Origin of the sequence: uncultured Thermus sp. (assembly GCF_938010445.1) — a bacterium.
Taxonomy (GTDB): domain Bacteria; phylum Deinococcota; class Deinococci; order Deinococcales; family Thermaceae; genus Thermus; species Thermus altitudinis.
Genome location: NZ_CALLUR010000160.1, coordinates 1 through 8,867, shown reverse-complemented (window position 1 = coordinate 8,867; position 8,867 = coordinate 1). Strand labels below are relative to the sequence as shown.

The 8,867-nt window shown below is 65.0% G+C and carries 8 protein-coding genes and 1 pseudogene; 2 read left to right on the top strand and 7 right to left on the bottom strand.

Going from position 1 to position 8,867, the window contains the following annotated elements:
• Positions 1 to 150 (bottom strand): annotated as a pseudogene (locus Q0693_RS08880) (CRISPR-associated protein Cas6); the annotation flags it as partial.
• A 9-nt stretch (positions 151 to 159) separates the two neighbouring features.
• The gene (locus Q0693_RS08875) at positions 160 to 363 is read right to left on the bottom strand and encodes a hypothetical protein (RefSeq protein WP_298630906.1); all 204 of its coding nucleotides are present in this window, start codon (positions 361 to 363) and stop codon (positions 160 to 162) included.
• 546 nt (positions 364 to 909) lie between these two features.
• Here Q0693_RS08875 and Q0693_RS08870 point away from each other — a divergent pair.
• On the top strand, positions 910 to 1,605 hold the full coding sequence (locus Q0693_RS08870; protein ID WP_298630903.1) for an apolipoprotein A1/A4/E family protein: 696 nt from the start codon (positions 910 to 912) through the stop codon (positions 1,603 to 1,605).
• A gap of 6 nt (positions 1,606 to 1,611) precedes the next feature.
• On the opposite strand, the gene Q0693_RS08865 is transcribed toward Q0693_RS08870, so the two are convergent.
• From Q0693_RS08865 to Q0693_RS08845, 5 genes are all read right to left on the bottom strand, one after another.
• The gene (locus Q0693_RS08865) at positions 1,612 to 3,399 is read right to left on the bottom strand and encodes a glycogen debranching N-terminal domain-containing protein (protein WP_366140536.1); all 1,788 of its coding nucleotides are present in this window, start codon (positions 3,397 to 3,399) and stop codon (positions 1,612 to 1,614) included.
• Positions 3,396 to 4,751: a carbohydrate ABC transporter permease gene (locus Q0693_RS08860; RefSeq protein ID WP_298630900.1), complete on the bottom strand. Its 1,356-nt coding sequence runs from the start codon at positions 4,749 to 4,751 to the stop codon at positions 3,396 to 3,398. The genes Q0693_RS08865 and Q0693_RS08860 overlap by 4 nt, the downstream gene beginning before the upstream one ends.
• On the bottom strand, positions 4,751 to 5,854 hold the full coding sequence (locus Q0693_RS08855) for a sugar ABC transporter permease (protein WP_298630897.1): 1,104 nt from the start codon (positions 5,852 to 5,854) through the stop codon (positions 4,751 to 4,753). Before Q0693_RS08855 ends, Q0693_RS08860 begins: the two co-directional genes overlap by 1 nt.
• A gap of 60 nt (positions 5,855 to 5,914) precedes the next feature.
• On the bottom strand, positions 5,915 to 7,147 hold the full coding sequence (locus Q0693_RS08850) for an ABC transporter substrate-binding protein (protein ID WP_298630894.1): 1,233 nt from the start codon (positions 7,145 to 7,147) through the stop codon (positions 5,915 to 5,917).
• A gap of 62 nt (positions 7,148 to 7,209) precedes the next feature.
• Positions 7,210 to 8,187 carry a LacI family DNA-binding transcriptional regulator gene (locus tag Q0693_RS08845; RefSeq protein WP_298630891.1) on the bottom strand — a complete coding sequence of 326 codons (978 nt, stop codon included), beginning with the start codon at positions 8,185 to 8,187 and terminating at the stop codon, positions 7,210 to 7,212.
• A gap of 289 nt (positions 8,188 to 8,476) precedes the next feature.
• Between Q0693_RS08845 and Q0693_RS08840 the strand changes: the two genes are divergently transcribed.
• The coding region (locus tag Q0693_RS08840) for a hypothetical protein (protein ID WP_298630888.1) at positions 8,477 to 8,867 on the top strand (391 nt) is incomplete at its 3' end.

Here is an 8,867-nt window from a genome sequence, read left to right as displayed (position 1 = left end):
TCCCCCAAATCCCAGGCTGAAGGGGTTCTCCCCCTGGTCGTGTACCCCCGGGGCCACCTCCTTCAGAAGGCCGTAGAAGAAACCCCTGAGGCCTAGGGGCTCCGGGGCCGACTCCCCTTCCAGCAGTAGCACCAAGGAGGCCAGGACCATGCCCCCTTTTTACCAGAAAGGGGGCGGGGGAGCCGTGCACGGCCAAGGGGGGCGCAGCTGGGGCCTCGAGGGGCCCATCCTCACCCCTTCCAGGGCCAGGCCCAGGGCCCCGCTCCTCCCAAAGGCCCGCACCAAGGCCCGGTACACCTCCCCCACCTCCCGCACAGGGGCCTTGGGCCAGTCCTCCCCCCGGAAGGCCAGACCTTCGGCCAAGGCCTCCACCTCCAGGCGCCAGGCCGCCCTTCCAGCAAGCCCGCGGGCCAACTCCCGGGCCAGTGCCGGAAAAGCCCCTCCTCCGCCTCGGCGGGAGGGTCCAGGCCCACCGAGGGCCTGGGGCCCCTTCCCCACGCCCAATCCCCTCAGGGCAGAGGGCCTACCGGTCCCGGCCGAGGCTCCTGGCCCTGGGGGACCTTGCGCCCACGGCTTCCTTGCCAGGTACGAAAACCCGGGTTGCCCCCAAGACCCCCTCTGGGGGCATCGCCCGGGAGACGGTTCTTAGCGGGGTGCGGTTGCAAGGGTGCCCCCCGTAAGGGGATTGCCATTGGGCCCCTACTCAAAGGGATGGGCTGGCGGGCATCTTGGCTACAGGGTGCTGACCCATAGTCCATGTAGTCAAGAGCCCCATCCCCAGACCTCCCCCTCCGCCAGGGGTTGCGCCTTCAGGGGTCCAAGCAGAGCCCTCCCCAGGGTCCGTCCCGGGGGATGCCCAAAGCTGGACCCCAAGGTCCGGGTGGGAACCGTGGAAAGGGGCACCGCACCATGCTAGGCTGGAAGGGGATGACCATTGAGGAGCGGGTCTACAAACTGGAGGGTCTAGTGGAGGGGGTGATGGTCACCCTCCCGGGGCGGATGGAGGCTTTGGAGAACCGGATGACCTCCCTGGAAGCCCGCCTGGACCTCCTGCGCCACGAGGTCAAGTCGGACCTGCAAGGCCTGCGCCAGGAGGTCAAGGGGGACATCGAGGCCCTGCGTCAGGATATAGAGGGAAAGCTCCAGGGCCTGCGTCAGGATATAGAGGGGAAGCTCCAGAACCTACGCCAGGAGGTTAGAGGGGAGATCCAGGGCCTACGCCAGGAGGTCAGGGGGGAGATCCAGGAGGTCAGGGGAGAGATCCAGGGCCTGCGCCAAGAGGTCAAGGGGGACATCGAAGCCCTGCGCCAGGAAATGGAAGGGAAGTTCCAGGGCCTACGGCAAGAGTTCAAGGCGGAGATACAGGCCCTACGCCAAGAGGTCAAGGGGGACATCGAGGCCCTGCGTCAAGAAATGGAAGGGAAGTTCCAGGGCCTGCGCCAGGAGGTAAAGGAAGAGATTCAAGGTCTGCGCCGGGAAGTCAAATCGGATCTCCAGGCCCTGCGCCAGGAGCTTAAGGGGGATATTGGGGTGGCCTTCAACCGTCTCACCCTGTACTTTACCGGTTTGGCCGTTTTCCTAACCATCCTCACCTTGGTCCGCTAAGGGGCATTACCAAACCCTCACACCTCGCTCCAAGCTGTACAGGTACACCACCGCCCCCGCATCCCAAGCCTGCGGGCGGCAGGCCACGGGGTAGGGCACCGGAGGATACCCTTCCTCCCGGGGAAAACCGCCCACCAACTCCGGTAACCTGCCATCCGGTTGGGAAAGGGCAAGCTCCCTCAAGGCCTCTGCCACCCTCCTCCCCTGCTCCAGAAGCCCATGGCGGAAAAGGCCCCCCGCAAACAGGGCCGTGTCGTGAGGCCAGACCGAACCGTTGTGGTAGGAGAGGGGGTTGTAACGGGCCTCCCCCGTTCCCAGGGTGCGCAAGCCCCAGCCAGACCAGAGCTCCGGGGAAAAGAGGGTCTCCACCAGCTCCGGAACCAACTCCTGGGCCACTGCCCCAGCCCACAGGAGATGGCCGGCGTTGGAGGTCTTCACCCGAAGGGGCTCCTTGTTGCGGTCCAGGGCCAGGGCATAGGTGCGGAGGTCTGGGAGCCAAAACCTCTCCTGGATGAGGGCGAAAAGCTCCTGCGCCCTCCGGCGCCAGCCCTCCGCTAGACCCTCCTCCCCCAGGGCCCGGTACAGCTTGGCGGCTTCCTGGTAGGCGGCGTAGGCGTAGCCCTGCACCTCGCTTACCGCCAAAGGCGGCTCGGCGAGCCGCCCGTCCCCATGGCTCATGGAGTCGTGGGAATCCTTCCAAGCCTGCACCGCTAGGCCTGAGCCGCTGGGCTGGAACTCCAAAAACCCATCCCCATCCAGATCCGCTCGCTGTATCCAGCCAAGGGCCGCCTCCCAGTGGGGGCGGAGGGTGCGCACCAGGCCCAGATCACCGGTGAGGTCCAAGTACCGTCCCAGGAGCACCAGGAAAAGGGGCGTGGCGTCCACGGTCCCGTAGTAACGGGCAAAGGGAAGCCGCCCCGTACGGGAAAGCTCCCCCACGCGGACCTCGTGCAGGATCTTCCCCGGTTCCTCCTCCCGCCAAGGGTCCCACGCGGTGCCCTGGCGTTGGGCCAGGTAGCGAAGGACCCCCTTGGCCACCTCCCTGCCCCAAGGGAGGATCATGAAGGCGGTGAGGAGGCTATCCCGGCCAAAGGGGGCCACGAACCAGGGAATGCCGGCAGCCGGCACCGGCCCCTCGGGGGTGGCCAACAAAAGGGCCCTCAGGTCCAGAACCGCCTGGCGCCACACCGGGCCCCAAGGCCCCGCCTCCTGGGGAAAGCCCGCCAAAAAGGCCTCGTAGTCAGGTAGGCTGGCGGGCATTTCCAGGGGACTTTCCAGCCGCATCTCCACGACCAGCTCTCCCCTACCCCTGGGGGGCAGCTGGAGGCGAAACCCCTCCGGAGGGGGCTCGGGGAGAAAGGCCACCCCCTGCTCCACCCCGTCGGGGGCCCGATAGTGGAGGCCATCCCTCTGGCTGGGCGGGGCGTGCCAACCACGGGCCTGGAATATATCCACAAAGCTCCCCTGGACCTCCCACGCCACCCCCACTTCCAGGGGAAGGGCAGTGAGGTTGCGCCATTCCAGCCTCTCCACCACCTTTCCCCGGTGCACCTCCAGGACCCGCCGCAGGTACACCTCCCCATCGGGGCCCGCAAATCGGGCCCAGTCTTGCACCAGCCGGTCCGGCCTCGGGAAGCGGGTCTGTAGGAGGGTGAGTTCCGGGCGGAACCGGAGACGGTAACGGGAGAGGAAGCGGGTATCGTGGCGGTAAAACCCTTCGGCCCCCTCCAGGGCAAACCCCTCCCCATTCAGGACCAGGTAGGTGTCATCCTCCTTTAGCGGCACCACGTTCACTCCTTCACGGCCCCAAGGCTGGGGCCCTCAACAAAGTAGCGCTGGAAAAGGGCAAAGAGCACCAAGACCGGGATCATGGAGAGGAACCCCCCGGCCAGGATCAGACCCCAATCCCCCACCTGGCCGTAGGCGTTGCGGAAGGAGAGAAGGCCTAAGGGGAGGGTGTAGATCTCCCGGGGACTGGTCAGGACCACCAAGGGCCAGAAGAACTCGTTCCAGGTGCCCTGAAAGGTGAGAATGGCCAAAGCCCCCAAGGCGGGAGTGGACATGGGCAGGACGATACGGAAGAGAATCCCTAAAGGGGTGGCCCCATCAATAAGGGCCGCCTCCTCCACCTCCCGGGGGATGGACTCAAAGAACTGCTTCATGAGGAAGACCGCCCCCGCACCCACGAGGCCTGATAGGACAAGGCCGGTGTAGGTGTTGAGGAGGGTTTCCACCCCGAAAAGGCGGGACAGGCCGAAGATACCGTCCTTAAGAACGAGGTAGTTGGAGATGAAGGTGACCTGGGCCGGCACCATCATGGAAAAGAGCATAAAAAGAAAAAGGGCGTGCTTTCCAGGAAAGCGCATCCGCGCCAGGGCGTACCCCGCCATGGAAGCAAAGACAAGGGTAGTCAGCACCTTCAGAGCCGCCAGGAGGAAGGAGTTCAGGGTCCAGCGCAAGAAGAGGCTCTCCCCCGTGTCCAGGCTCCGGGTTTCCCGGAAGGCCCTCACGTAGTTGTGGAAAACGTAGCCCAAAAGCCCGGGGACCACGTTGTCCCAGCTGGCCACCCTTCCCCGTCGCTCCAACCTGGTGGGATCCAGGCTGGCGCCCACCAGGACCACCCCCCGGGGAACCTCCAGGTCCAGGGGCACCCGCTCCAACACAGGCCCCTCTCCCGGGTAGAACAGGCGCAAGCGGTAACGGTAGACCATACCCTCCCGATCCCCCAACCGGGCTGGCCGGGCCTCTACCCGCACGGGCCCCTCCAGGCGCACGTGGTCTGCGGCGTACGGGGTTTCAAACACCGCCCCCATGCCCGCCCCCGGCTTCCTGCGCGGGATCTGGGCCAAAACGGTGGGTTCTTGGCCCTCCGGGCTGAAGTAGGCCACCTCCAGGACCACCTCCCGCCCCGGAACCATGCCCCCTAGCCAAGGATTCCCCCCGCCCTCGAGGCCCAGGCGCCAGGCCGCCACCCAGTTTTTGGGGCTCACCTGGGCAAACCGGAAGGAGAAGGGCCACTCCAGGGGATTGGCCTTGAGGCTGGCCAGAAACCCCATGGCAAAGGGCCCCACGAAGAAGACCCCGAAGGCCAGTAGAAGGCCGTAGGCCCAGGCCAAGCGGACCCAGAGGCGCCGGGCCTTTTCCATCAGGACCACCCCCTCTCCCCTACCCCGAAGCGCCGTTGCAGGAGGACCACGGCCAAGGTCAGGCCCGCCAGCACCAAGGCGGCTGCTGAGGCCAGGCCCACTCTTGGGGAGGCCCCCGGGGGGAAGACGTTCCCGTACACGTAGTAGGCCAGGGTGATGGTGCTCTCTAGAGGAGCCCCCCCAGCCCCGCCCACGAAGAGGACCTGGTCAAAGAGTTGTAGGGTCCCGATTAGGCCTAGGGTGACCACCAAAAAGAGCACCGGTCGTAGGAGGGGCAGGGTGATCCGGGTCAGGACCACCCAAGGGCTGGCCCCATCCAGGGCCGCCGCCTCGTAAAGGGTCTGGGGGATGCCTTTGAGCCCAGCCAAGAAGATGACCATGAAGGTGGGGATGGTGGTGTAGGTGTTCATCAGGATGATGGCCCAAAGGGGATAGGGAAGCCCCAGAAAGGTGGTGCGGGTGGTGAGCCAAGGGATGTCCACCCTGACCTCCCAAGGCCTCACCCACCCTACCTGGCCCAGGAGGTAAACCCCCAGGAGGGCCAGGGCCAGGGACACCCAGGCTAGACCCGGGTCCAGTAGGGGAAGGGCCCTGCCCCTTCTTCGCCACCAGGCCACCCCCAGCCCCTGAACCAGGGCAAAAAGCACGAAACCCAACGCCAAAAAGGGCAGTGAACCCAGAAGGAAGGAGAGGCCTTGGTTCACCACCCCGGTGCGCTGAAAGAGCCATAGGAGGAGGAGGCTGGCCGCCGCGGTGGACACCACCGAGGGCAGGTAGTAGAGGGTGTGGAAAAAGGTGACGCCCCGCAAGGGGCGGTTCAAGGCCAGGGCCAGGAGTAGGGCCAGGAGGGTCTGCAAGGTGGTCACGATCAGGCTGTAGGCCAAGGAGTGCTTTAGGGCCGTGAGGAAGAGGGGATCTTGTACGAGGCGCAGGTAATTGGCAAGGCCCACCCACCTAGGGGGGTCGAAGAGGTTGTAGTCGGTGAAGCTAAAGACCATGGCCCGGAGGAAGGCGTACAGGAAAAAGACGCCGAGGGTGAAGAGAAAGGGTAAAAGGAGAAGAAGGGCGTAGAGGGCCTCAAGGGATGAGGCTTTTAGGCGCATAGGCCATCTCCTGGAGAAAGGCATTGGGGGGCGGCAGGCGCCACCCCCCAGGGCCCCAGGCTACCTCCTACCCGTGAGCCGGTCCAGGGCCGCCTGGGCCTCCCTTAGCGCCTGGTCCACATTCTTCTGACCGGTGATCACCGCCGCCAAGGCTTCGTTGATGGGCCGCATCCAGTCGCCTCCAAGCCCGCGGAAGCTGAAGGGATAGACGTTGCCCCCTTGGGCCGTGGAGCCCAGGAAGACCACCCGGTTCAGCTCCGCCTCCTTGGTGGGCCTCTGGAAATAGGGGTTCTGCGCAAGGGCCTTGCGGCTGGGGATAGCCAGCCCCCGTTCCAAAACCCACTGCTGGGCCTGGGGCGAGGTTAGGGCCTTAAGGACTCGGGCAGCGGCCTCCTTGTTCTTGCTGGCGGCGTTTAGGCTCCAGGATACCGTGAACACAAAGTTGCCGCGCCTTTTGGTCACGGGGTCCAAGGGCAGGAAGGTGGTGCCGTAGCGCAGGTTGGGGGCTTTATCCCGGAGGAAACCAGCAATCCAGGCTCCCTCGATGGCCACCGCCGCCTTCTCCCCACCAAAGCACCCACCCGTCCAGCCCTCCCCTAGATCTTGGGCGAACCGGGCCGCTCCCCGACGCACCAAGCCGGTGTACCACTCAAAAGCCCGGCGGAAGTTCTGGTCCAAGACCGTATGCCCCTGGGCGTCGAAGGGCTTCCATCCGGTGGCAAAGGCGAAGGCCCCGAAACGGGCGAAGTCCGCCACCAGGCAAAGCCCCGCCACGTCCTTGAGCCTGGTCTGCACCTGGCGCAGCTTGCCTTCCAAGGAATCCCAGGTGTCCTGCTGGTGGGGATAGGGCACCTGGGCCTCGTCGAAGAGGTCCTTGTTGTAGATGAGGGCCAGGGTGTTGAAGTCCTTGGGTATCCCGTAAAGCCGGCCCCTGTACGTAAAGGCCTGGACCAGATTGGGCAAAAAGGCTTGGACCTCTTCCCGGCTGAAGTAGGCGTCCAGGGGCGCCACGCGCCCTGTGGCAAAGAGGCTTTCCGCCCAGAAGATGTCCACATAGAAGAGATCGGGAGCCGTGCCTGCCGAAAGGGCGTTAAAAAGCCACTGGGTGTAATCTCCCTCAATGGGTTCGTAAAGCACCCGGATGTTCTCCCGGTCCAGCTGGGGCTGGACCACCTCCTTTAGGAGACCGGATACCACCGCTGTATCCGGACCGCCCCAGCCGGATATCCGCACCTGGGTCTGGGCCACGGCCAAACCCAGCGCCGTCAGGACCACCAACAACCAGCGTTTCATGCTGTTCCTCCTTTCTTCTTCCAGCAGACTCCTACGCCGAAGGCCTCCCGGTTTTTCCCTCCTTATCCCACCTCCCTCCTTGCCGTGGAACCCCGGGGCACCAGCCAGACCGGCAGGCGCTTTCCGTAGGGTTCCTTACCCTCCATGGCCTCCTTAAGGAGGGCCACCGCCTCCCGGGCCAGGATGGGGATGTCCTGGTGAACCGTGGTAAGGTCCTCTCCCACCTCGGGAAGATCGTCAAAGCCCACCACGCTCACTTGGGCGGGAACCCCAAGACCCAGGTCCTCCAAGGCCGCCCACGCTCCCTGGGCCATCTCGTCGGATGCGGCGAAAACCGCGGTAAACCGAACCCCCCGCTCCCAAGCCTGCCTAACAGCCCGGTAGGCGGCCAAGGCCTGAAACTTGCCGTCCAGGACCAGATCGGGACGGAAGGGAATGCCCGCTTCCCCAAGGGCCATCCTGTAACCCTGAAGGCGCTCCCGACCCGCCTGGTGGTGCAGGTAGCCGGTGACATGGGCGATCGCCCGGTGCCCGAGCTCGAGGAGGTGCCGGGTGGCCTGGTAGGCACCCCCCACGTCGTCGGGGGCCACCCAGAAGACCCCCTCCTGCACCCCGATGAGCACGAAGGGCACCCCTTGTTGACGCAGAGCCTCTAGCCGGGGATCGTGGTCATGGGCTCCCAAAAGGATGTAGCCCCGGGCCTGGCCCAAAGGTAGCCCCCGCGAATCCGCCGGAACCTCAGCAACCCTCAGGCCCAGGCGCCATAACTCCTCCCCCAGGGCCTCCAAGAGGAGGCTGAAGTAAGGGGTATACCGGGGTACCCCGGGAGGCACCAGGAGGCCTACCAAGGTGCTTTGTCCCACAAGTTCCCGGGCCGCCAGGTTGGGCACGAAGTTATGGGCCCGGGCCAGCTCCAAAATGCGGGCCCGGGTTTCGGCGCTCACCCCGGGACGGTCGTTGAGGGCCCGGCTTACCGTACCAACGGAAACGTTTGCAAGCCGGGCCAACTCCTTAATGGTGAGCTTCCTATCTCGCATCATCGTAAACGTTTACGGCTAACCTGAGCTTAGCACCCCCCCTCCTTCCCGTCAAGGGCTAAGGGGCCAGGGCCCACATTGATGACTTTTTGGCCCTTTACAGCAAGGCCTATTAACTGGCAGCCCAACCCTTCGGCCAGGCGTCGGGCTGTTTTGGAGTGGTACTAGGCTCCCGCCGAGGAAAGTTGGGGTGAAACGTCGCCAAAAGTGCGGGCTATGACAAAAGAGGCCACCAGGTCCCGGCCGCTGGTGGTTTGCTCGCAGAACCATCAAGGTCTACCTCAAGGGAAAGGTGACCGTTGAAATCCTGACGGGCCCCTCGAGGCTCCGCGTCGGAAGGGCGGACGGAACCTCCTACGAGTCCAACCCCCTTCCGGGTACCCTCTCCTTCACCTACACCTACCGTAGCCCTAGGAGCTCCATCGAGGTTCCCTTTGAGAGTGCTGGCCCTAGGCCGGGGTTGGTCCAGACCTTGAACGGGCAAAGCTACCTGCTCTCCGGGATCGTCATCAGCGCTTCTAGCACCGGGAACGCCCTGGGAAGCCTGGCCCGTATCCCGGTGGAAGCCCCGGGGAGTGGGGGTTGCACGGGTCCCCAGTCCTCGCCTCCCGTGGGCGGGATCCTCCTCGTCCGCATCACGGGGCCCGACACTTTCTTCGCCGGGCTCTATAGCAACGCTCCTG

Excerpts from the sequence above, each read along its gene's own strand:
- Q0693_RS08870 (WP_298630903.1), top strand. The coding sequence starts at position 910 with ATGCTAGGCTGGAAGGGGATGACCATTGAGGAGCGGGTCTACAAACTG.
- Q0693_RS08860 (WP_298630900.1), bottom strand. The coding sequence starts at position 4,751 with ATGGAAAAGGCCCGGCGCCTCTGGGTCCGCTTGGCCTGGGCCTACGGC.
- Q0693_RS08855 (WP_298630897.1), bottom strand. The coding sequence starts at position 5,854 with ATGCGCCTAAAAGCCTCATCCCTTGAGGCCCTCTACGCCCTTCTTCTC.
- Q0693_RS08850 (WP_298630894.1), bottom strand. The coding sequence starts at position 7,147 with ATGAAACGCTGGTTGTTGGTGGTCCTGACGGCGCTGGGTTTGGCCGTG.
- Q0693_RS08845 (WP_298630891.1), bottom strand. The coding sequence starts at position 8,187 with ATGATGCGAGATAGGAAGCTCACCATTAAGGAGTTGGCCCGGCTTGCA.